Consider the following 23,693-nt stretch of genomic DNA (forward strand, 5'->3'; position numbering starts at 1 on the left):
TAGGCACTCTCATGTCGACCGTCAATGAATTGCCGAATATTAAGTCGCGTCCCCCGCGGCCGCCCTACCCTGTCCCCGTGACGCACCCCGCCCCGGCCTCCCGGACCGGTTCCGCCGCCGAGCCCGGTCCCCCGCCCCGCCCCCAGTCCCTGATGCTGAGCTTCTTCGGCATCCACGTCCTCGGCACCGGCACCGCCCTGTCCTCGGCGAGCGTGATCGACGCCTTCGCCCGGGTCGGCATCGGCGAGGACGCCGTCCGCTCGACCCTCACCCGCATGGTCGGCCGCGGGCTGCTCGATCGGCACCGGCGCGGCCGCCGGATGTACTTCTCGCTCACGCCCCGCGCGGCCGAGGTGCTCGCCGACGGCAAGGAGCGGATCCACCGCACCGGCGCGGTGAACCGTGCGTGGGACGGCACCTGGACCCTGGTGGGCTTCTCCCTGCCCGAGTCCTGGCGCAGCGAACGCCACGCCCTGCGCTCCCGCCTCGTCTGGGCCGGCTTCGGGCCACTGCAGAGCGGCCTGTGGGTCGCGCCCGGGCGCGTCGACGTCGCGCCGATCGCGGCGGACCTCGGGCTCGGGGGCCGTATCAGGGCCTTCCACGGCGAGGCCGCCGCACCCACCGAGGCCGGCCCCCTGCTGCGTGCCGCCTTCGATGTCGACGCCATCGCCGAGGGCTACCGGTCCTTCCTGGCCCGCTGGGACCGCGACGCCGGCCCCGCCGAGGCGCGCGACGACCTGGGACGCCAGCTCCTGCTGCACACCGACTGGCTCGACCTGGTGCGCCGCGACCCGCACCTCCCGGCCGAGCACCTGCCCGCAAAATGGCCCGCCGCGCGCGCCGAGGCGCTGTTCCGCGACCTGGCGGCCCGGTACGAGCCCGGGGCGCTGCAGACCGCCGCGGAGATCCTCGACCGCTGGGAGCCGACGGCGTAGCCCGAGACTGCCGAACGCAACGGCGGGGGCGGGAGCGACGCCCGGGTCCGCCCCGGGGCTAGCGCCGGTGCCCCGGTCGAGATGCCCTGGCGGCACAAACCTTCCAGATCTGGGAGCAGACCCACGGCACCTGGACCACCGCACCCGGCCGCTACCGGCTGCACGCCTCCCGAAGCAGCACGCACGACGACCTGTCCGCACTGCTCGCCGTCCCGGCAGACCCGTCGCGGCAGGCGAACTCACCGCGCGGGGGCGCACGGTGACCCTCAGGATCGCATCGCCACTCGTCCGCGTGACAGGTACGTCCCAGTGGGCAGACCAGTGCGTTTCACGCCATTGACCAGCAGGTTTCGGATACGGGGGACCCGCTGTCAGCGGCGGGCGATACCGTCGTCGGTCCGTGGGCATCACACGATGGATCCAAGGGGGACAGCTCACGTGAGTACCACCCACACCCAAGCAGCCGCCGGATATCGCATCAGCCTCGTGGACGAGGATCCGCTACGGGCCCGGCGGGAAGCCCGCGAACTCCTCGCAACGCTCACCGACGCCGATCCACGGGCCGCGCTCGACATCCCGCGTCAGCACACCGCTGCCGACACCGACAAGGGCGGGCCGGTCACGGACCTGATCGGCCTGGTGTTCAGCGGCGGCTCCCTCGTCGCCGCCGGCATCCAGATCTGGTTGGCCCGCGTGCCGCAGCGGACCGTCATCGTCACCCGGCCCGACGGCACGACGCTCCGTGTCTCCGGCAGGGAGGCCCGCGCCGACGACCAGCTGATCGAGCGCTTCCTCGGCGGCGGCAACAGTGGCGAGGTGCACGCTGACGAGGACGGACCGGGCGCGGAGTGAGCGAGAACGACCGGTACGCCATGCTGATCGGCGTATCCACGTACGACAGCGACAGCTACCGCGATCTCCCTGCCGTCCAAGCCGACCTGCATTACATGCAGGCAGTGTTGGAAAGCACCGAGATCGGCATGTTCAACGACTGCGCCATGGTCCCCGACCCGACCCGCGCAGAAATGTTGCACGCCATCGAGGAGTTCCTGGAGGCCCGGCAGCCCAGCGAGACGGCCTTGCTCTACTTCAGCGGCCACGGGGAGTTCTGCGAATCCGACGGGCAGTTGTACTTCCTCACGCGGGACGCCGACCCGCACGATCTGCCCGGTACGGCCGTCCCCGCGGAGTTCCTGGAGCGGATGCTCCAGTCCTGCCGGGCCCCCTCGAAAGTCGTGCTGCTGGACTGCTGCTCCAGTGGATCGGTCGTCCAGGGATGGACGGCCAAGGGTTCGGCGGACACCGGCGACCGCCCCTCGCCCAGCACCCTGCTGCGGCCGACCGGCGTCTACTTCATCACCGCCTCCGACGCCCTCCAGGCCGCCTCGGCGATGGCCCCCGAAGGCTCCTCGCTCGGCACCTCGCGGTTCACCGGTGAGATCGTGGAGGGGCTGCGCAGCGGTCGGATCAAGGACAGCGGCTGGATCACTCCGGACGACCTGTTCGAGTACCTGACTACGCAGATGGTACGAAAAGGCGTACCCGAGGAGCAGCGCCCGACCAAGTCCACCATCCGCGCGACGCACTCCCTGCCCTTGGCGCTCTCGGTGGCCCGGTCCGTGAACCTTCCCTCACCGTCCGGCGAAAGCTCCGCCGGGGCGGCGCCGATCTCCCGCGCCCTGCTGAAGGCACGACAGCTCGCCGACCAGGACGCCCGAGACGGCATCGACTGGCAGCGGCTCCTGCGCTACTACGCGCACTGCCTCGGTGCGCAGGCGGCATCGGGCATGTTGCCCGACCGGGACGGCGGCCGGGGCTCCGCGTACTTCCTGCTGGGCCAGGGCTCGGAGACGATCCAGTCCGGTCTCGGCTCCGGAATTCGCGCCCCCGCACAGCTGCCCAGGCCGAAGAACTGGAGCGCTCAGGCAGAGGGGGCCGGAACGCAGGAGTATTGGTACGGATTCCCTGCGGTCACGCTCCCCGAACGCGGCGGCGACGGCCGGCGGCGGGCCGCGGTGCGGATCGCGCCTCTGCTGATCCAGCCGATGGAACTCGCGCCCGACGAGAACGGCCGGGACCTGCTTCGTCCGAGCGGAGTGCCGTCGCTCCACACCGGTGTGGTCACGGAGTTACTCGCCGACGACGACGCCGCGGAACTCATCGCGCGCTGGCAACCGACCTGGCAGGAGGGCAATGGTGCCCAGATGGTCAAGGCCGTACGGGAACTCCTGACGGAGCTCGGTATTCCCGAGCTGGAGCCCCTCGATCTCTCCGCGCTCAGCGACCGCTCCGTCATGGACTCGCTGCGGCCCGGTGCGCACAACGCCGCCGTTCTCCTCGCGCCCACGGGCGTGGAGCGCCTCGCGACCGAAGCCCTGGTGGACAACCTGCTCCAGATCTCCGCCCGGACCGGGCAGATCCCCGGCACGGCACTGGACGCGCTCCTCACGGGCGGGAGCGACGATGGCGATGCCCCTCGTACCGCGTCGCCGGTCGTGGTGACGCCGGGGCCGTGCAACGAGAGCCAGGAGCAGGTGGTCGTCTCGGCGATGACACGTCCGCTGACCGTCTCGACCGGGCCTCCAGGGACCGGGAAGAGCGAGGTCGTGACGGCGGTGGTCACCACGGCGGTCGCCGCCGGGCAGTCCGTGCTCGTCGCATCCACGAACAACGAGGCCGTGAACGTGGTGGCCGAGCGCTGTGACGCGATCTCACCCGGGCTGCTCATGCGAACCGGGAACGCCGAAGCCCTGGAGCGCGAGGCCGCGAAACTGGAGTCGCTGCTCGCCCGGCCCGTCGAGGCCCCGGCCCGCGGCGCGGCAACTGTGGCTGGTGACCTGCGCAACCGCCATGCCCGAGCCGCCGCACACCGGGCGGAGGCCGCCCGGCTGGTGGGTGAGGAGGCACAACTCCTTGAGCTGCTGCGGGACCGGGCTCGTCGGGCGGAGGAGCTCGGGCTGCCCGTGAAGGTACTCGAAGGGGCGTGGGCCGGGAGCGAGGCCGCGCTCGCCCGTTGGGAGGAGCGGGCACGGAAGGCAGCCGCCGCCGGCTGGCTCGCTTTCGGCAGGTGGCGCAGAGGGCGGGCACTGTCCGCTTTCGTTGCCTCGTCCGGGGAATCGAAGGCGAACGCCTGGCCGTCTTGGGCCACGGAGCGGCCCGTACCGCCCGAACTCCTGCTCGCCTTGGCGGAGGCCACGGTAGCGGAAGGGCAGCTCCGGGACCTCGTGCCGCAATACCTCGGTCGGGACGAGGACGCGCTGAAGCGGGCGCGGCTGGAGAGCAGTGCGAGTCTGTCGGAGGCCTCTGGTGAATTGGCCGTGGCCATGGCCGCTGAGGCCATGGCCCGCGGGCGTTCGCTGATGAGCCAGCGGCTCCAGGCGCTGCGCCGGCGGTCCGGTTTCCAGAAGAGCCAGCGGAACTTGATGGCACACCTGAAGGGCTGGGCCATCAGCACGCACTCGGTGCGGCAGCTCGAACTCACCCCAAAACTCTTCGACCTCGTGGTGATCGACGAGGCGAGCCAGTGCTCGATCCCTTCGGTGCTGCCTCTGCTCTTCCGGGCCAAGCGAGCGCTGATCATCGGCGATCCCATGCAGCTCGGACACATCCCGGGAATCACTGCCGAGCAGGAGCGTCAGGCACGGGTACGGGCCGGACTGAGCGCGGCACAGTTGGAAGACCACCGCCTCACGTACCACGTGTACGCGTCGTACCACGCGGCTGCCCAGCACGGCGAGGCGGCTCTGCTGCTCGACGAGCACTACCGGTGCCATCCGCAGATCGCGGATGTCGTCAACGGCTATTGCTATGCGGGGCAGTTGCAGGTGCTCACCGACGTCCGGACCCAGGTCCCGGCGCTCGACCCCGTGAGGGCGGCCGACCCGGCTCCGGTGCTGGGGTGGGTGAACGTGCCACACGGCGAGTCGGCGCGGGGCGGTGGCGGTCAGTCCTGGCGCAACCCAGCGGAGGCCCAGCTGGTACGGGAGACGGTGGACGAGCTGCTCGCCCGGCTGCCCGAGGACGCGTCGGTCGGGGTGGTGACACCCTTCAAGGCCCAGAAGGAGTCACTGGCGCGGGTATGGGCGGATGACGATCGAGTACGAGTCGGCACCGTGCACGCCTTCCAGGGCGGGCAGCGTGACGTCATGGTTCTGAGTCCGGTCGCCACCGGCAACACCCCGCCGCGCACGACGCACTGGGTGGCGAGCCAGGTCAACCTATGGAACGTCGCGGTCACACGGGCGAAGTCGCAGTTGATCACGGTGGGCAGCCACGCCTTCTGGCAAGGCCAGGCGGGGCTCCCGGCGCTGCTCGCGGAACGATCGGAGGTCCTGGGCGCCGGGTCCTCCGTGGTCCCCCACTCGGTTTCGGAGGCGGAACCGCCGAGCGGCTTCCGCGAAGAGCTCGCGGACCGGCTCCAGGAGTACCTCGGCGAGCACGGATTCACCGATCTCGAACGTGCGGCTGTGGTCGGCGGGCACAGCGTGGACCTGCTGTTCACGACGGACGAGGGAAACATCGCGGTGCTCATCGACACCGGCCCGGACCACGACATTCATCCGGCCCGTCATCTGCGGCTGATGCACGCGCGCGGTGACCTGCTGACGGGGCTGCCGTCCGGCGGCTCCGGGGCGAAACCGGGTGCAGTGACGCGGACAGTCCGTGTGCCGGCCTGGCGGATCATGGCCGGGAACGCGATGGTGGAACCGTTTCTCTCCTGAAAGGTGCTCGAGCGGGGTGGTCCGAAAACGCCTCCTTCCACCGAGCACGGTGGCGGCGGTCACCTTGGCCTGCTCCGTTCACCACATCCAGGGCGGCGAGGGCGGCGCCACTGGCAGTGTCCAGGACATCAGCCACGAACTCTATCGCGGGGCTGACGCTGGACTTGAGCAAGGGCTGAGGTCACGAGGACAATGCTGCCCGCTCGGATTCGGCCAGCAATACGCAGAACTCGTTGCCCTCCGGGTCGGCGAGAACGACCCAGCCCCAGCCGTCGGGCTTGCGGCGATCAGCGACCAGGGAGGCGCCCAGCTTCAGCAGCCGCTCAACCTCTGCGTCCCGCGAGGTGTCCGGGCGCAGGCATAGATGAAGCCAGTTCTTGGCCGACTTGGGCTCAGAAACCTCGTTGAAGTGCAAAGCCGGGCCGCCGGGCAGCATGATCTCGGTCTCGTCGTCACCCGGTTCGTCCTCAGGATCCAGCGGGTGTCCGGTCACATCGCTCCAGAACCGCGCCAGTTGGTAGGCGTTCGCACAGTCGATCGCTATGTTCGTCACCGTTGAGGCCATGCACGCGATCATGTCCGAGTGACGCCCCGCCTGCACCCCAGATATCACCTGACGCCCCATCAGAACGAGCGTCATTTCAGCGTCAAGATATCGCCCGTAACGCCCACACCGCACATAATGCGCGCACGCAAAACCGCAGATCAGGAGCCCTTCCCGACCGGTTCAAGGATCGCCACGCACTCCACGTGATGCGTCATCGGAAAGGGGTCGGCCTGAGCGAGTCACGGAAAAGACCAGGTCAGCACCTGTTTCTCGGCTCGCTGCCCCGCGTGCGGGCGCCCAGAGCGTCAAACGAGCGTCACGGCCAACAGCCCATCCCTCCTCTTTGGGCGGAAAAGGCTGCCACGACCAGCTCCCCTCCACGAGCCCGCTCCCACTCACTCCGGACGCAGGCTCGCACATCATGACCCTCACCGCTTCTCCGGCCGCCACGGACTCATGCCCTCCAGCCCACAGCACCCCGCACCCCGAGGGACGTCTCGGGCGCGGTCGCCGAGGACCTCGCGCTGTACCGGGAAAAGTTCCGGCGCCGTCTGCCGGAGTCGCTGGACGAGCTGCACGGCCCGGCCCAGGGTGTCGTGGAGCTGCCACTGCACATGGCCTGGTCGGGGATGACCTCGTACGACCTGGGCAAGCCTCGGCAGCGCATGGGCCTGTACCGCACCGTCCTGCACGAGGGCCTGCACGACGACCTGCCCCGCTACCTCAACCAGGACCTGCTCCTCCAGCTGTGGCCGGTGCTGCGCACCCTCGTCGGCCGCACCGTGCGCGCCGTATGGGAGGACGCCTTCCCCCAGCTCGCCTCCCGCACCCGGGCAGCTGCGTGACGGACATGCCGGAGCTGCACACGCGGCTCCTGTCAGATGTGATCGCGCTCGGTTCCCCGTATCCACTGGTTCTCACCGGTGGATAAGCCGTGCGGGCACACCGCCTCGTGAACCGCCCCAGCCAGGATCTCGACGTCGCCACCGAGAACCCGGAGCCCATGGCCGACATCGCCGCCACGCTCCGCGCCGGCCTGGAAGCCCGCGGCTGGAAGGTGCACGCGCTGGAGACCGCCCCGCTGTCCGCCCGCTTCACCGTGACCGACCCGGCCACCGGGCAGGAATGCGAAGTCGACATCCTCAAGGAGATCTTCTGGCGGCCGGTCGCCCAGGGCCCGTACGGGCCCGTCCTCGCGGAGGAGGACGTGAGCCGCTGGTCCAATGCCGAACTCGAGGAGTTCGGCCGCCGCCACGCCGGCCGTGGAGTGGGCCGACGACCTCGCGGCCCGTCTCATCGAAGAGGCCGACCATCCGGACATCGACTGATCACGCCCGACCCCACCCAGACGGGCTACGAACCCCGGCAGCACCCTGGCCCCGCGGCCTATCGTGACGCTCCTCCCTGCACTGAGCCGAGCGGAGTCCTGGGCCGTGAAGTACGCGTGTCCGAGAAGCAAGCCGCGATGCTGCGAGAGATCGCGGCTGCTTCTGAGGCCGTGGTGCTCCCGCCAAAAGCCATCCATACGGCTGCGGCGCTCGAGAAGCGCGGATTGATCAAGAGAACGAGGCGCAGCAGCGGGCCACCCGTCGCGGTCGTCACGACGGACGACCGCTATTACGTCAAGCACGGAAAGCACCCTCGCGAGGTAAAGGCAGCAAAGGAACGGCTGGACGAAGACGCCGACGAACCTGACCGTGCCCCTGCCGACGGAGTCGAGCTGATCTCCCGGCTGCTCTCCGCCTCAGAAAAAATCACAGTCCCGCAGCACCCACTCGCGCAACGTCGCCCGAACGTTGCCTCACGCCCGCCGTCCTTGCCATCCCCGAAGGCGGAGACGCCCGACCCGAGGATCTCCTGAGCCAGGGCCTGCGACACGTGCTCGAACTCCCGGGTACTCAGCCCCCCGAGGAACCGGGTCGGCACGGCCGTGTGCCGAGTGGCGCCGGACAGACGCAGCTCGGCGCGTCCGTCTTACTTGCGGCGCCGTTCGCCTGCACGGTCGTCGAGGGGTGCGGGTGATGGCCCGCATCTCCCAGCCGGCCCAGTAGGGCAGAACATGGTTTCTGATGGAAGAGGCGTCGCCTCGCAGCGTGTGGGGTTCGACGATGCGGGCGGGGCGAGGGCACGGGCGCTATGCGGGCGGCGGTGCCACCGTCGGGCGGAGGCCCAAGTGGTTGTCGTCATCGCGGAGTTGGTTGCCCTGGGTGGTGAGCATCTGATGCGCTATGGGTTCCGGCATGCGGATCGCGACCGGGCGGGAGAGGGTCGTCTCGCGGGTCGCCGTGGATGTGCTGCCGGTGCGGACCCGGTTGGTGACGTGGGCGACCGCCCTGATGTCAAGGGTGAACTGAACCAGGACCGACTTCATCTTCGGCTTGTGGACCGGCATCGAGCCGGACGCGTTGGCCGTGGCATCGGTCGTCCCGCCCGAGCCGCCCGTGTTGCCCATCAGCTGGTTGAGGCGGAACTGGTCGGCGTTGAGGACCCCCGCGCCGGCCATGCCACGGGCCGCCCTGCTGTGGTCGGCCGAGCTCTGGCCGTCCCGCTGGGTGGGGCGCAGACCCTCCAGATGGCTCTGGCCGATCGTCTCGAAGGCCATCTTGTCGCCCACGCCCAGGACCCGGCCGTTGCGCAGGCGCGCGTGCAGGGAGGCCCGGAGGTTCTGGCCCTCCGCACCGGAGGCATGCACTGGCGGCAGGTCGACGCCGGCGGAGGCGAGAAGCGGCAGGGCGGCGATCATCCACTCGGTGGAGACCGCCTCGTTCAGTGCGTAGGCGGCGGCCTGGCCCTTGTCGCGGAACCGCGCGCCGCCGCCCGCCTGCCGGACCACGGACGTCAGCAACTGCCGTACCTGTGTGACCCCTTGGAAGCCGTTGACCTGGGCCTCCATCGGCAGCCGGGCACCGCCCGCGCGCCAGGCGCCCAGGTCGGCCGGGGCTGCCGGGTCGGGAGCGCGCGAGCCCTGGGCGACCAACGGCACGTCCTGCGCCGGGAGTTCGGCGCGGGAGAGCGCGTCCAGGTCGGTGCGCAGGACGCGATGGGTCAGCGCCAGGTTGTCCAGCAGGGCGAGCGCCACCTGGGTGTTGCCCCGGTACAGTTCGAGGCTCGCCCGGACCGGCACACGCAACTTCGCCACCGCCGCCGAACTGGCGTCCGCGACCGTCTTCATGCCGAGCTGGCCCCGGCTCACGGCACCGCCGCGTCGCGACGCGCCGGACGAGAGGCCGAGGCCCGCCGCACCGCCGGTGCTCTTCAACTGGCCCGAGCTACCGTCGGGTTTACCGGATCCCGCGAGGATGCCCTCGACGCCGGTGGTCGTGCCCTCGTCGTGGGAGGTCGCCTGCTGGGCTACGGCCGAGGTGATGTACTCCATGTCCCGCCGGTCCGTCGCGTCGCCCTGGTACTCGCCGTCCCCCACCCGGTCGACCTTGAACACCGCCCAGTACGGGGTGTTGCGGCCGTCGAACAGCTCGACGGTGACCCCGCCGTCCATGGCACCGGACAGCAGTCCGGCGGAGCCGTCCCGGTCCAGGACGCGGAGCAGGCGCTGCACGTTGTCGTTGCGGTCGTCGAGCTGTCGCCGGGGCAGCAGCGTGTCGGCGAGGTCCTGCTGCTGGTTGAAGGCGAGACGCGAACGCAGTTGCCCGAGCAGCGGTACGAAGTTCGGGAGGTCCTCGATCATGCCGAACCCGAGGGGGAGTTCGCGGCGGAACCCCGGTCCCGTAGGGGCCGTCCAGAAACTCTCGTCGTCACTCTCGTCCTGGACGGCCAGTTCGGCGGCCGTATGGAAACTCTCCGCGTCGCTCTCGTCTCCTGCGGCCGTGTCCGGTTCGGCGGCGTCCAGCCCCGCCTCCCGCCGCAGTTCCTGCGGAAGCTGCGCCTCCGTCAGCCACACCCCCGCCGCGGCCGGCAGGGTCTGGGCGCCCTTCGCCACGTAGGGGCCGCCGCCGGTCACCTTGACCTCCGCCACCATGGTGACCAGCACGTCGCACTGGACCAGATACAGCGGGGCCTTCTTCGGGGTATGGGCGTTGCGCTCGACCGTGCCGGACAGGGCGTACGACTGGGAGTCGCCCTCGCTCGTGGTGCGGAACGTCGACAGGCCCTGCCCGGCACGCCACATGGTGCCGCTCTCCGAGCCAGTGACGCCGAACTGCACGGTGCTGCTGGTGCCTTGGCCCGACTGTCCGGCGGACTGGTGGCCGCCGAGCACGAAGGTCTCGGTGCCCGGGCCCTCGCCGGTGTGCACGAACCTGGGGTTGGCCAGGGCCAGCCGGGTGCCGACCGCGCCGTTGAGGGCGGCGAGGCGACGCGGGTAGCGGAGGTTCTTGACGACCCAGCCGGAGGACGAGGCCTGCCGCAGCGCCGCCTGGACGGCTCGTTCGCCGAACCGTTCCTCGATCGCCAGCCGTGGCGCGAGGCCCTCCGTCGCCAGCGCCGGGTCCTCGCGCAGGCGCCTGTTGCGGGCGGCGGCCTTGGACAGCAGCGCGAAGGCGAGGTCGCGGACGGGCTGCCCGTCGACGGTCTCCACCAACTGCCAGTCCCGCAGCAGGGATCCGGTGGCCGGCTCGGGGGCGAGCGTGGCCAGGTCGCCGATGCCCTCGGCTGCCACGTCGGTGGCGGGCGCCGGTTCCGCACGGTCCCCGAGCGCCGCGTCGGCCCGGTCCTTGCCCTCCTGGTCCAGGGTGAACTCGGTCGGCGTGAGCAGCCGCACGTCCTGGCTGCCCAGGTTCATATACGTCAGCGTCTCGGCCTCCGGCACGTCCCGGCCCGGGCTGCCGACGGTGAGGCCGCGGGCGAACTTGCGGGGCCGGGAGGTCATGGTGGCCTCCACGTCGAGGTGCAGGGCCGCCCGGAAGGCGCTGGCGGTGTCGGAGCCGTTGGCGACGACGTCCGTACGACCGGTCGTGCCGGCCTGGTTGCGATGCGAGCCGGAGCTGTGCTTCTCGTAGCGGGCCCCGGCGGTCAGGATGCCGGGGACCAGCCGGGCCTGGCCGAGGACCAGACCGCCGATCGAGCGCGAACTGCTGTGCCCGCTCTGCGCGCCCGCGCCGACAGTCGTGTGGCTGCGCACCGACCAGTCCTTGATGTCGCCCTCGTAGGCGGTGTCGCTCAGCGTGCCCCGGACGAGGATCTGCACGTCGTGGGCGTGCATGGTGGTCTTGCGGCGCAGCCGTACCCGGATGCCGGTGGACAGCAACTGGTCCTTGTTCACCCGGAGGTTGGTCTCCGAGAGTGCGGTCATCAGCTCGCGGTGGTTGCGCCGCTGGGTCTCGGCCTCCTCGTCGCTGGTGCCGAGGGCGGGCGCGGTGGTTCCGAACGCGGGGAGGTAGCCCGCCAGTCGGGGGTCGGTGGCGAACATCTGCTGGACGGCCCGCACCATCGGGCCGGTGTCGACCTGGCTGAGTGCGACGCTGGATCCCTTGCCGTCGTAAGGGAGATGGCGCTCGACGTTCTGTTCGTTGCCGTTCTCATCGGTCTGCGTCGGCTTCTTGATGAACTCCTCGGCTGTCATGCCCAGCGGCAGCGGCAGCCCGAAGGACTGGGCCTCGTCGGCGCGGAGGCTGATCCACACGTTCATCGTGTGGACGGCGACCCGGGTCTGCGGGTGCAGGATCGCCTGGACCGAGCGCGGGCCCGTGCCCTCCGCGGTGAACGTCACGGTTCCGAAGTAGAGCGCCTTCTCGCCCCGGACCTCCGCGCCCTGGCGGCCGGCGACGCTCTGTTCGGCCACGGTGAAGCGCGCCTTACGGGCCGCCGCGACAGGCATGGCGGTGGCTCGTACGACGGCCGCGTTGGAGGCCGCGCCGACGCCGATCGCCGGGCCCAGTCCCGCCTGGACGGCCCGCCCCTTGCCCGCGCTCTCGGTGACCGCCGTCTGGCCGTGCTGGTGCGTGCGCAGCTGGGTCTTGCCGGTGCCCCAGGCCGGGGAGAGACCGGTGACCGCGGCGCGCAGCCGGTAACTGCCCGCCGTCTTGCCGTCCTTGGAGTACAGGTCCTCGCCGACCACGCCGTCGCGCAGCAGCCGGGGCAGGTCCTCCAGGACGGTAGCCGTGGAGGTCACGTCGTACAGCCGCCCGCGCCCCGGTGCGCCGGGGGCGGTGAGCGAGGGGTGCAGCACGGAGGCGACGGCGTCGAACAGCCCGCGGCCGGTCTCGTGCGGGGCCGCGTCGTCGGCGACCGCGACCGGTGCCAGGGAGTCGGCGAGGGAGACGCGCCGGACGGTGTCCGCGGACACCGGCGTGGGCGGGGCGGGCGCCTCGGTGCCGACCGGGACCAGGTGTTCGGTCGGCACGCGCTGGGTGAGCGTTCCGGAGTCACCGAAGGTCTGCGCGTCGTCGGTGCCGTGCCGCTGGACACGGACCTCGTAGCGGACCCTGCGGTGCACCTCGACCGAGCCCTTGTCGCTGCGCAGCACACGCGGTTCGGCCACGTTCGTCTGCCGACGGGACTCGCGGGAGGACTGCCAGGGCTGGGCGTTGCCGGTGGCGGCACCGCCGAGCCACAGGCCCGGGACGACGGGCGCGAGCCCGAAGGCGAGGCCGCCGACGCCCTTGCTGGAGGACCCACCGCCCGAACTGCTCACGGTGGCTGACGAGTTGTGGTGGACGTCGAGCTTGGTGTCCTTGCCCTGGGGGTCCTCGAGCAGGGCCTGCGGCACACCGTCGGTCCCCTGCGAGGCGGCGGCCAGCAGGTCCCCCGGCTGGAAGACGGGCGGCTTGTCGTCGGGGGCCCGGGAGATCGTGACGGTGACGTCGTACCACTCCCTGCCCGTCCGGCCCTCGACGGCGAAGGCGCGGCCCTGCCCGAAGAAGCTCTCCGGCCGTCCGGCCAGTTCGTCCGAGATGTCGGCGACCGTGCCGTCGGCGTGCCCGACGACCGCGGACACCGCGTGCCGGACGAACTCGTGGCCGGTCAGTCCGTATGCCGAGGAGAGGCCGCCCGCCTGGAGGTGCATCAGGTACGACGGCAGCACGAAGCCCGTCTCGGTGCGCTCCTCGATGCCTGGCAGCGCGGGGCGGGCGCTCTGGTTCCGGGTCCTTCGCACGGCCCGTGAGGTGGCCGCGTTGCCGGCGGTGCGCTGAAGGGACAGCAGAGGGTGCGCGACACCGGAGGCGGAGGCGAGGGCGGGTGGCGGGGCGGCGCGGGACGTCTGGGTCGCCTGCTCGGACGCACCGGTCCTGCCGTCCCCTGACTGCTGCCGTTTCCACACGGGATCAACGTAACCCTTGGCGGGACGGGGCACGGCCTCTCCTCCAGCTCCCGGCGGATTCGCCGTCTCCACTCCACGGATACGTCAACTCCCGTATGCCACAGGGTCATTCGTGGAGCGCGGACGACGCCGGGCTCAGCTCCGTTGGAAGAACTCCACCTCCGCCAGGGCCAGATGACGTCCCCGGGACAGGTCGACGGGTGAGCGCAGTGTCAGGCGTACCGTCTTCGCGTCGCTGATCCCGGTCTGGATCGTCTGCGGGCCCGGCTTGTCGCTGAGGGTGAGCTGCTTGTCGTGCCGTGTGCCGTCGGCCGTCGTCACCTCCAGGTCGACCTGGAGGGCGCGGGCCTGGCGGGCGTACGCCTCCGGGGACGTGGACGCGCCGTTGGTGATGATCAGGTCGACGAGGCGGAACGGCTTGCGGAAGGTGTACGTCACCGAGGCGCCCGGTCCGAGGGCGCCCCAGTACTTGTTGTTCAGCCCGTCCGTGGTGTTCGTCGCCGGGTGCCCGGGGAGCGCGCCGCTCGCCTTGATGTCCACCGGGGTCACGGGCGTGGCCTTGCTCAGTTTGTCCCGGGTGTCCTCGAACAGGGCGCGTCCGGCAGGGAGCAGGAAGAGTCCGGCGGCGCACAGCGCGACCACGACGGCGAGGATCACGATGAGCCGCACACCCCGCCCCGAACCCGCCCGCACCCGACGCCGGAACGGCCACACCGTCCGCCACCACGGCAACGGCGCGGCCTTCTCCACCGGCCTCAACTCCGCAGCACATCGCCGGCAGAACTTCCGCTCCGGCCGATTGAGCGTCCCGCACACGGGACAGGGCCGCCCGGTGCCCTCGTCCTGCACGACCGCGGGACGTACGACGGGACGGGAGGCGACGGCCTTTGCGGGGAGGACGGGGAGGATCGGGTCGGGGTCGGGGTCGGGGGTGGGGCTGGTCGGGGGGCGGGGAGTGGTGGGCGAGGGCGAGGCAGTGGAGGCGGACGGGGGCTCGGGGGTGGTCGGGGAAGACGGGGTGACAGGGGCCGCCGGGGGCCGAGGGGTGGTCGGCGAGGGCGAGGCGGTGGGTGGTGAGGGTGGAGTGCTGGGGACGGGCGGGGCTTGCTGGGGCTGGGCGGCTGTTCCGGATGCGGGGGCGGTGGGTCGTACGGATTCGGAAAGCCCTGGGGTCGGGGCGGGGGGAGCTTCCTCGGCGGGGGTCTCGCCTCCGGACCCGCCGGTCGGGGAGTCGGCGCGGGCGGCGTCCGATGCGGGCTGAGGCGGAGAGTTCGTGGGCTCCGGCCGAGCGGGGGTACTGCTGGGGCCCTCGCCGGTGGGGGGAGCCGCGTCGGGGCCGGCGCCGGCGCCGGTGCCGGTGCCCGGGCGTGAGTCCGCGGCATCCGTGCCCAGGGCGTCCGGGGCCGAGGCGGTCGGTGCCGAGGCGGTCGGTGCCGAGGCGGTCGGTGCCGAGGCGGTCGGTGCCGAGGTAACCGCGGCCGGGGCGTCCGGAGCCGCAGAAGCCGACGCCGAGGTAACCGCGGCCGGGGCGTCCGTGGTGCTCGTCCCCCTCGCGTCACCACGCCCACGACCCGTCAGCCGGGACCGCAACGACGACCCGAGGCCGCGTGCAGCCGACGCGGCCCCCTCCGCCGAGGCGGCTGCCGCAGGCGTCGCGGACGGCGCCGCGGAAGCCCTCGGCGGAGTGTCGGCCGGGGACGCCGTCGGAGGATCCGAGGGCGTCGGGGCCGCCGCACGGTCCGCGTTCGGCTGCGGTTCCGGGGCAGCCGGAGAGTTCGGAGCCTCCGTGGATCCCGTCGCCGCCGAGGCGACCGTGGGCGGGTTCGCGGGCGCCTGCGTGCTCGCCGACGTGTCCGTGGAGGTCGGCGTACCTGTGCTCGCCGACGAGTCCGACCAGCCCAAATACGTGCCGCAGTTGCCGCAGAAGTCGTCCGCGGGGTCGTTCGAGGCCCCGCATGCGGGACATGCTCGCATGCGTCAGTTCCCTTCCTCGGTGGGCGGGCCGGGGAGGACCTCCACCCGAAACGCGACGTGCACCGGGCACATGGCCCGGACGATCTCGTGCACCCTGTCCACGTCCAGCCGTCCGGTCCCCGACTCGCGGTCCGGAAGGACGCGGATCAGGAGCTCGGCGGCGGGCTCCGGCGGCAGGTCGGAGCCCGCGGTGTTCGACCACGCCGCCCCGCCGTCGCCGCTCACCTCGGCATGCACGCCCAGCGCGAGACGCAGGGCCTCGGCCAGCCCCCGCTTCGTGCCCCGCCACCGGTGCAGCTCCACCGCGCGGACGACCGCCTCCCGGCGCAGTTCCACAAGCCACTGCGGATCGTCCAGGGCACCCACCCACGACGCCAGCCACTGAAGGAAGTCGACCGGCGTCACCCGGGGGTCGAGGTAGGCGGGCAGGTTGTCGAGCGTCGAGAACACCGGCGCGAGAACGGTGTCGAGCCCGGCGGTGAACCGCTGCGCGAAGTCGTCGTCGGCGTACAGTGCGGGCAGTTGCTCCCCGATCGGGTACCTGCTCGGCAGCCCGGGTATCGCGGCGCGGCTCATCCCCGCCCCTCCGCCCCGACCCCCGTCACGACCACCTGGTGCTGGTACGAGAAGACCAGCGCGCCCGGACCCACGTCGATGCGGTCCGTCGGGGCGCCGCGGCGGCCGGTGACGGGGTCGGCCGGGAACAGGCGGATCTCCTCGACCAGCGCGTTGCCGGTGGCGCGTTGCAGGACACCGAAGATCTCGCCGTACTGGACCGGTCGCCCGAACGGCCACCCGGTGCCGTCCGGGCCGCCGACCAGCGGGTTGAGGTGGCGGAACAGGGCGTCCAGCGCCGCCTCGCGGACCTTGTCGGTGTCGCTGGGGGCCGCCGAGAGGCGGGCCACCACGGTGATGCCCTGGTAGACCGGCGGCTCCACCACGAGACGCGTGCCGATCAGACGCCGTTCGTCGAGGCTCGCGGTGATCGCCGAGAGCACCTGGTCGGACGGGATCAGCTGCTCGAAGCGCAGCCGGTCGTCGCCCTCGTCGGCCACCGCGTCCGGCACCACCAGGACCCGTACCGCACCCGGCGCGTCCGCGGCCGGCAGACAGCGGACCCGGCGCACCGAGGGCGCGGCCTGGCGGCTGATGATCTCGTAGTCCTCGGCGGTCACCGCCCGGTCCTGCATCCGCAGCGCCTGAGGCGCGCGCCGCCGGGCGTTCTCGACGGTCTCCCCGGCGACCCCGCCGCTCGCCGCCTCCCGGTTGGTGACCTGGGCGATGTACGGAACGGAGCTGAGCAGTACGGAGATCGCACCGCGGGCGACGTTTCCCGCGGGGCCGCCGCCGGTGCGGTAGCGGGCGACCCGGATCTGGGCGCCCTTGGGCGGCACGGCACCGCACTGCCGCAGCGTGCCGTCCGGTTCGCGCAGCGCCGGGGGGAAACCGAACTCGCCGGTGGTGGCGTCGACGCGGACGTGCCGGTCGTCGGGTCCGGAGCGGCCGAAGTGCTCAACCACCTCCCAGCGCTGCCACCCCTCGTCGGAGGACACCTCCACCATGGGGGGCTCGGCGTCGAGCAGGATCGGCGGGCGGCCGAGCCGGAAGGTCTGCCCGGCGACCCCCTCCGAGGTGCCCAGCGGTACGTCGGTCACCGTCTCGGCGTGCTCGACGGACATGGTGCCGCCGACGGTGAACACCGCCGCCTCGCGCACCGTCGGGGACTCCGAGTAGAACGGCTGGCCCGGCTCCGCCTCGGTGACCCGGCAGCGCAGCCAGCCGGCCCGGGTCCCGCCGATCACCGACGCCGTGTGCCCGGTCGGCACGTACACGGTGATCTCGCCGGGCCGGTTGAGGCCGCCGGTGGTGTCGTCGCCGGTCTCGCACCGCTGCCAGCCGCCGCCGTCCCATGCCTCCCACACCAGCGGAGGCTGGCGCGGGTCCACACCGATGCCCTCCACACGGCTGTCCAGGCGTACGGCGACGATGCAGCGCGGCACCGCCGTCGGCAGTCCGAACAGCAGCGCGTCGCCGGGCTCCGGCGTCGTCTGGAAGCAGGGGATGTCGAGGCCGTCGGCGAGCATGCCGGTCCGGTCGCTCTGCTCACCGGTCCGGGGAGCGGTGACCAGACGGGTCAACTCGCTGGGCAGGATGCGCAGTTCGTCCGTGGTCGTGAACACCACCGCCTCGTCGCTCTCGGCGCCCGCGGTGGTCACCTCGGTGCCCGGCGGCAGCACGACAGTGTCGGGCTGCGGCGCCGAGAGCCAGAAGTCGACGTCGGCGCCGGCCGCGGTCGGCGGGAACAGACGGATGCCCAACAGGTCCAGGAACGCGGTGTAGTTCTTGTCAGGGACCCTGTTCAGCCGGTACAGCAACTGGTCCACCAGGTAGGCGAACGTCTCGATCAGAGTGACGCCCGGGTCGGAGACGTTGTGGTCGGTCCACTCCGGGGCGCGCTGCTGCACATATCGCTTCGCCTCGTCGACGAGTTGCTGGAACCGCCGGTCGTCCAGGTTCGGGGAGGGCAGCGCCATCAGTCCGCGCCTGCTTCCTCGGCCCCCTCCTCGGAGGGGATCGTGTAGAAGGGAAAGACCAGGTTGCGCCGGTCGTTGGTGGAACGCAGGGTGTAGTGCACGTCGATGTAGAGGGTGCCGTCCTCGACCGCGTCGAAGGCGACGACCACGTCGTCGACCGAAATCCGCGGCTCCCACCGCTCCAGTGCCTCGCGCACCTGCTGCGCGATACGGCCGGCGGTGGCGCCGTCGCCGGGGGCGAAGACGTAGTCGTGGATGCCGCAGCCGAACTCGGGGCGCATGGGGCGTTCGCCGGGCGCGGTGCCGAGCACCAGGCGGATCGCCTCCTCGATCTCCCGCTCCCGTTCGACCAGGGCGATCCCGCCGGTCGGCCCGACGCGCAGCGGGAACGCCCAGCCACGGCCGATGAACCGCTCGCTCATCACACGCCTCCGATCAGAACGTTGGGGGCGCCGGTGACGATCATCGCGCCGCACGCCGTCTGGTCGCGGGCCCGCGCCGCCGGCAGCCCGCCGATGAGGACCTGTCCCGAGGCGAGCCCGGCTGGGTTGGGCATGATCACGTTGGCCGGTCCCAGGGCAAGGTGCGGCGGCATCGCACACGTGTGCAGGCTGCCTACGACGGCGGCGGGCCGGCCACCGATCAGCACCGTCGCCACCGCCCTGGCGGCGGCGGGCGGCGGGGTGGCGATCACCCCGCCGTGGTTGGTGGGGTCGCCGGTACGGGCTGCGGCGGGCATGGGGAACTCCTCTCGAACGGTGATCAGTTGATGCGGATGAGCTTGGCCTTGAGGACGCCGAGCAGACCGCCGTCGACGGTGACGCCCGTGGCGCCGGTGACATCCACCGTGCGGCCGCCGATCTTCACCCCGACCCTGCCGTTGATGTCCACGTTGGCACCCGACACGTTCACGTTCCCCCGTCCCGCGTCCAGGGTGATGCCCTGCTTGTCGAGCACGACGGAGCTGAGCACCTGCCGGCCCTTGCCCGCGTACACCGTCATCTCGATCCGGTCCCGCCGGTTGTCGAGGAAGACTTCGAGGCGCTCGTCGGCGGACATCATCCGCACCCCGGAGCGCCCCGGTGCCCGCGCGTCCAGCAGCTCCACCCGATGCCCCGAACGCGACACGATGGAACGGCGGTTGACCTTTCCAGTCGTCTTGTCGATCAGCGGGACGTCGTGCGGCGAGGGCTTGTCCACGCCGTTGTAGAGCCCTCCGATGACATACGGGCTGTCCAGCAGGCCCTGTTCGAAGCCGACCAGCACCTCGTCGTTGACCTCGGGGCTCACCACCCCGCCGCCGCCCTTGCCGCCCCACTGCACGGTGCGCACCCAGTCGGTGACGTACGTGTCGTCCAGCCAGGGAAACTTGACCTTCACGGCGCCGCGCTCGGAGCCGGCCGGCTCGCGCACGTCCGTCACGACGCCGATCGCCAGGCCCGGCATGCGCGGACCCCGGGAGGGCGCGTTGGCGCCGGTGACCAGGCCGGTCAGGGAGCGGTCCGGGCTGGCGCTCACCCACACCGTCGTACGGTATCCGCCGTGCGGTTCGAGGACATGCTGCACCGCCGTCGCCGTGTACTTGCCGGAGAAGGCCTGCCCGACGTTGCCGAGCGCGATGGGCTTGCCCGCTCGCAGCATGGGGTTGCCCTCGGCCAGCACCTCCAACTCGCCAAAGCCCGCACTGACTTGGCTGGCCACCGCGTCCGCGACCGCCTTCGTCTCGGCCTGGGTGCGGTACGGGGTGTCGGTGACGGTCAGCTTCGACGACTTGCCGAACCGGGCGGCGAGCGCCGGGCTCAGCCCCGGCACGACCGTGTCGCTGTCGACCGACGGCTGCCGGGCCACCAGGGGCCGCTTGGTGGTGACGTCCCAGCCGCGCACCTCCACCTGCTGCGCGCCGTCCGCCGCCGACAAGGAGGCCCGCAGCGCCAGCAGATTGCGCCCGTACTCCAGCACCATCGGGTTCTGGGCAGCCGACGTGGACGGCGCGGGCGCCCCGGACGCCTTCTGGGGCTTGGTGAACTGGAGCAGCCCCTTGTCGTCGACACGCACCTGCGCGCCGCTCTCGGCGGCCAGGAACTGAAGGAAGTCCCAGTCGGAGACGTTCGCTTGGGACAGCTGCTTGTAGGTGACCGGCGCGGCCTGCACGGTGCCGCAGGCCAGGCCCGCCCCGGCGGCCACCTTGCGGACGATGGCCGCCGCCGTCATGTTCCGGTACGCCACCACCTTCCGGCCGCGCTGGAGGCGGTGCGCCTTGGAGAAGGCACGCACCACCGTGAACGAGCCGGTGCGGTCCCGGTCCACCTCCAGGGCCGTCACCTCACCGTTGAACAGCCGCTCGCGCGCCTGCCCGGTCACGGTGACCACGGAGACCCTGAGCGGGGTGCCGATGGTGATGCCGGTCTTCTTCAGGAACTCGTGATCGGGATCGCGGAACGTGAGAACCGCCGCGTCCGGCAGGCCCACGTTCTCGTCGACCACGCAACTCACCAGCTGGGCGGCCCAGACGGGCGGCAGCTCGCCGGGCGTCTCCACGATGGGGTCCGCCGCGAAGGACCGGCCGTCCCGTGCCCCGCCACTCACTGCTCCTCCTCAGCGCTCGCGTCGCTCATCGCCGGCAGCACCAGTTCGCTGCCGGGCACGAGCGCCATCGGGTCGTCGATGTCATTGGCCTCCGCGATGACCCGCCAGGCCGTCGCGTCGCCGTACTCCCGCCACGCCAGCAGCGCCAGGCTGTCGCCCGCCACGACGATGTGCGTACTGCGCCCGGTGCGCGAGCCGGACGTCGGGTTCTGCCCCGCCGGACCGACGCTCGCCTCCTCGATCGACAGCCGGCAGGTCGCCCGCAGCGGCTTGCCGTCCACGTCGAACAGCGTGTACGTCACCGACAGGCTGGACAGCACCCCGTCGAACGACGTCGTCCGCGCACTGCCCCACTCGAACCGCACCCACGGGCTCGCCGGCTTCTTGCGCCCCAGGCTCGCCTTCGTCGGCACACACGCCTTCATCAGCTTCTCCACCGCCTGCTCCACGGAGTTGTCGTGGGTGGCGGTGGCGTCCAGGAACACCTCAAGACTCAGCTCGCGCGGGCCACTGCCGACGAACTCGGGCAGCGCCGACTCCTCTGCCATCCGCGACGGAGAACGCCGCCACTCGGTGGTCTTGCGCAACTCCAAGGTGGACGGGTTGAACTGGAGGTTCAGCCGCGCGAGCGTCCCGCCGGGCTTGGCGCCGACGGAGGCCGGGGGCTCCTTCAACGTCAGCTGGGCCCTGGCCCGACTGGAGCGGGACGCTGGGGACATGGCTGGGATTCCTTTCCAAGGCGCTGTACGGAGAGTGGGACTTGAGGGATGGTCAGGAAGGGCGCAGTCCCTCGTGGGCGATCTCCAGGGTCTCCACCGCCGCCTGCGAGCTGCTGGGGTCGAAGGACGGACCCTGCCAGCGCACCGGGACGATCCCGAACACCTGCCAGCTGATGATCCGCGACAGATCCGGCCGCAGCGCCACGATCTCGCCGTCCTTGGGCTCCACCCGCTTCAGCGTCTCGTCGAGCCAGCGGGCGATCTTCGCGGTGTCGGTGGTGACCGGCCGGGTGAGCGTGATGTTTGACCAGGTCACCCTGCCGGGCAGGTTATGGGTGAAGCCGTTGTTGCCACCCTCGGCATAGGTCTCGATCTCCACCTCGGCACCCATGCCGGAGCAGGTGTGGAAGGCGCCCAGATCATTGCCGCCGATCGCGAGCCGGAAGAACACGCTGCTCGCGAAGATGTTGTCCGTCATCCGTCCGTCATCCGTTCCGTGCCGCGCCCTCAGCGGCGTCCGTCGTAGGGGCGACCCGTACGCTCCCGGCCGCGCCGCAGTTCCGTGCGCAGCAGGCGGGCCATCGGGTCGAGCAGGCGACGCGCGAGGTCGTCCAGGTCGAGACCGGGGTCCTGCGCCGCGTCGGCGGACCGCTCCGTGCGCCGGCCGGACGCGGAGGCGGAGGCCGTCCCGGAGTACTGCTGCTTGCCACGCGCCGCGGGCACCGCCTTCGCCGGTACGCCCTTGGATACGCCGGGTACGTCGGGTACGGCATTCCCCGTGCCGGAGATCGCACGCTGGACCTCGGGCACCGCAGGGCTGTTGCCGCCGCCGCTCGCCGATCGGGCGCCCGGCGTCACGACCCGCGGCCGGACCACGGGGATGGCCGCCGCCTGTGCCACGGCTGTCGACGGGCCATTCGCGAGGGGCGGCGTCAACGGGGGCGTGACCGGCAGGGGCCGCACCGGGGGGACCGCCGCCGTACCGGGCACTCCCCCGCTAGGCGGCGCGGGCTTGACGAGCGGGACGACTCGCTGGACGACACCGGGGGCGCCGGTCGCTCGTACGGCCGAGCCGGTTGCCGGTACGCCCGGGTGGTGCGGCGCGTGCGCGGTTACGGCCCGTTGGGCCGGCGGGGTCGCAGCGGCGCCCGCGGACGGTGCCGACGCGGGGTGTGCAGGGTGCGCGGGCGACCGGGTGGACGGTGCGGGGGTGCCGCCGCCGGGGATGTCCGGCGCCCCGCTCCAACGCGCCGCCACCACGGGAGGGCCGCCGACGGGGCGCGACGCGGCGGACGGTGCCAGGCCTTCCGGCGCCAGGGTGTTGAGGGTGAGGGGCCGTGCGGGCAGCAGCGCGAGGGTGCGGCGGGCTACCGGGATGGCGGGGGTTGCGGGGCGGGGGCCGCCGGTGGATGCGGTCGCGGGGCGAGCGCCTGCCATGGCTTCGGCCGCGCGGCGGGCTACGACGACCGGGGCTGGGCTGCTGGGGCTTTGGGGACGTCCGTCGCCGGGACCGGGACCGGGGTGCATCGCCTCGGGCCGTACGACTGTGCCCGCCGGAGCCTGAGACGCCGCGCCCTGGGACGGCGTCACCAACGGCGTGGCAGGGCCGGTTCCGTGGTCCGTGGGGCTGCCGCCCTGGGGCGCCGGGTGGTCCGCGAGGTGGCGCTGGACGTCGACCGTCCCCAGCAACGGTGCGTGGCGTGCCGTATCCGAGGCGGGCTCCGTGGGCGGCGTACGGTCCCCGCCCGGCGCGGGCGATGCCGGTGTGCGCTGGATGTCGGGCCCGGATGCCGTACGGGAGGCTCGGGCCCCGGACGCGGCGGAGCCGGGCAGACCGGCGCTGGCCGGCATCGCGGGCAGAGGCGCCCCCAGGCCGCCGCGCGCACGCGCACCGGAACGCTGCGGACCCGAAGACGGGCCCGGGGCGGGGCCGCTGGGGGCACCCTGGGTGTCCTCGGCCTGCCGCTGAACCACGGGAAGCACCGGACCGGATACGGGCGTGGCAGGGGCGTCCTTCACCAACGGCGCGGCCGTGGAGGGCAGTTCAGCGAGCGGCGCACCCAACGGAGGTCGGCTTCCAGTGCGCTGCACGGGGGCGCTCGGCGCACGGCTGTCGGAGGAACTCTGGGCGCCCTCCACCGGCGGCGCACCCAACGTCGGGCGGCTTCCCGCACGCTGTACGGCGGCGCTCGGCGCCGGGCTGTCGGAGGAACTCTGGACGTCCTCGGCCTGCCGCTGAACCACGGGAAACACCGGACCGGGCACGGGTCCCGCAGCGGGCACGACGGAGGCATCCTCCACCGGCGACGCACCCAACGGCGGGCGGCTTCCCGCACGCTGTACGGCGGCGCTCGGCGCCGGGCTGTCGGAGGAACTCTGGACGTCCTCGGCCTGCCGCTGAACCACGGGAAACACCGGACCGGGCACGGGTCCCGCAGCGGGCACGACGGAGGCATCCTCC

The 23,693-nt window shown here is 72.0% G+C and carries 16 protein-coding genes and 1 pseudogene; 5 read left to right on the forward strand and 12 right to left on the reverse strand.

All coding sequences use genetic code 11. From position 1 onward, the window contains the following. Nucleotides 1–77 precede the first annotated feature (77 nt). The 3 genes from ACWD35_RS01895 (at nt 78) to ACWD35_RS01905 (ending at nt 5,656) form a co-directional block, all read left to right on the forward strand. A complete protein-coding gene (locus ACWD35_RS01895; protein WP_451349153.1) occupies nt 78–935 on the forward strand; it encodes a PaaX family transcriptional regulator in 858 nt (285 codons plus the stop codon). Nucleotides 936–1,373: 438 nt separating this feature from the next. Further along, nucleotides 1,374–1,787, forward strand: a complete 414-nt coding sequence (locus ACWD35_RS01900) for an effector-associated constant component EACC1 (RefSeq protein WP_451349154.1) — start codon at nt 1,374–1,376, stop codon at nt 1,785–1,787. Next, nucleotides 1,784–5,656, forward strand: coding sequence for a caspase, EACC1-associated type (locus tag ACWD35_RS01905; RefSeq protein ID WP_451349155.1), 3,873 nt, complete (start codon nt 1,784–1,786; stop codon nt 5,654–5,656). Before ACWD35_RS01900 ends, ACWD35_RS01905 begins: the two co-directional genes overlap by 4 nt. A 181-nt stretch (nt 5,657–5,837) precedes the next feature. Here the strand turns inward: ACWD35_RS01905 and ACWD35_RS01910 are convergent, their stop codons facing one another. Next, nucleotides 5,838–6,221 carry a VOC family protein gene (locus ACWD35_RS01910; protein ID WP_451349320.1) on the reverse strand — a complete coding sequence of 128 codons (384 nt, stop codon included), beginning with the start codon at nt 6,219–6,221 and terminating at the stop codon, nt 5,838–5,840. Nucleotides 6,222–6,727: 506 nt separating this feature from the next. On the opposite strand from ACWD35_RS01910, the gene ACWD35_RS01915 reads away from it, so the two are divergent. Then, nucleotides 6,728–7,048, forward strand: coding sequence for a hypothetical protein (locus tag ACWD35_RS01915; RefSeq protein ID WP_451349321.1), 321 nt, complete (start codon nt 6,728–6,730; stop codon nt 7,046–7,048). Between the two features lie 5 nt (nt 7,049–7,053). Continuing rightward, a pseudogene (locus ACWD35_RS01920) lies at nt 7,054–7,461 on the forward strand (nucleotidyl transferase AbiEii/AbiGii toxin family protein); the annotation flags it as partial. An 876-nt stretch (nt 7,462–8,337) separates the two neighbouring features. Here the strand turns inward: ACWD35_RS01920 and ACWD35_RS01925 are convergent. The 11 genes from ACWD35_RS01925 to ACWD35_RS01975 all read right to left on the reverse strand — a co-directional run. Continuing rightward, on the reverse strand, nt 8,338–13,452 hold the full coding sequence (locus tag ACWD35_RS01925; protein WP_451349156.1) for a hypothetical protein: 5,115 nt from the start codon (nt 13,450–13,452) through the stop codon (nt 8,338–8,340). 102 nt (nt 13,453–13,554) lie between these two features. Beyond that, entirely contained in the window at nt 13,555–14,169 is a 615-nt protein-coding gene (locus ACWD35_RS01930) for an NADase-type glycan-binding domain-containing protein (RefSeq protein WP_451349157.1), read from the reverse strand. Between the two features lie 805 nt (nt 14,170–14,974). Further along, nucleotides 14,975–15,385 carry a hypothetical protein gene (locus ACWD35_RS01935; RefSeq protein ID WP_451349158.1) on the reverse strand — a complete coding sequence of 137 codons (411 nt, stop codon included), beginning with the start codon at nt 15,383–15,385 and terminating at the stop codon, nt 14,975–14,977. Between the two features lie 11 nt (nt 15,386–15,396). After that, the gene (locus ACWD35_RS01940; RefSeq protein WP_451349159.1) at nt 15,397–15,969 is read right to left on the reverse strand and encodes a phage tail protein; all 573 of its coding nucleotides are present in this window, start codon (nt 15,967–15,969) and stop codon (nt 15,397–15,399) included. After that, entirely contained in the window at nt 15,966–17,927 is a 1,962-nt protein-coding gene (locus ACWD35_RS01945) for a putative baseplate assembly protein (protein ID WP_451349160.1), read from the reverse strand. The genes ACWD35_RS01940 and ACWD35_RS01945 overlap by 4 nt, the downstream gene beginning before the upstream one ends. After that, nucleotides 17,927–18,349, reverse strand: a complete 423-nt coding sequence (locus tag ACWD35_RS01950; protein ID WP_041127460.1) for a GPW/gp25 family protein — start codon at nt 18,347–18,349, stop codon at nt 17,927–17,929. The genes ACWD35_RS01945 and ACWD35_RS01950 overlap by 1 nt, the downstream gene beginning before the upstream one ends. Continuing rightward, nucleotides 18,349–18,666: a PAAR domain-containing protein gene (locus ACWD35_RS01955; protein WP_451349161.1), complete on the reverse strand. Its 318-nt coding sequence runs from the start codon at nt 18,664–18,666 to the stop codon at nt 18,349–18,351. Before ACWD35_RS01955 ends, ACWD35_RS01950 begins: the two co-directional genes overlap by 1 nt. A gap of 23 nt (nt 18,667–18,689) precedes the next feature. Then, on the reverse strand, nt 18,690–20,513 hold the full coding sequence (locus ACWD35_RS01960; RefSeq protein WP_451349162.1) for a VgrG-related protein: 1,824 nt from the start codon (nt 20,511–20,513) through the stop codon (nt 18,690–18,692). Then, the gene (locus tag ACWD35_RS01965; protein ID WP_451349163.1) at nt 20,510–21,232 is read right to left on the reverse strand and encodes a CIS tube protein; all 723 of its coding nucleotides are present in this window, start codon (nt 21,230–21,232) and stop codon (nt 20,510–20,512) included. The genes ACWD35_RS01960 and ACWD35_RS01965 overlap by 4 nt, the downstream gene beginning before the upstream one ends. A 52-nt stretch (nt 21,233–21,284) precedes the next feature. After that, complete coding sequence (locus ACWD35_RS01970; RefSeq protein ID WP_451349164.1) at nt 21,285–21,710, reverse strand: phage tail protein; 426 nt, start codon at nt 21,708–21,710, stop codon at nt 21,285–21,287. Between the two features lie 29 nt (nt 21,711–21,739). Next, nucleotides 21,740–23,693, reverse strand: a 1,954-nt coding sequence (locus tag ACWD35_RS01975; protein WP_451349165.1) for a hypothetical protein, incomplete at its 5' end; no start/stop codon positions are given.

The sequence above is a fragment of the Streptomyces sp. NPDC002671 genome (assembly GCF_053592475.1).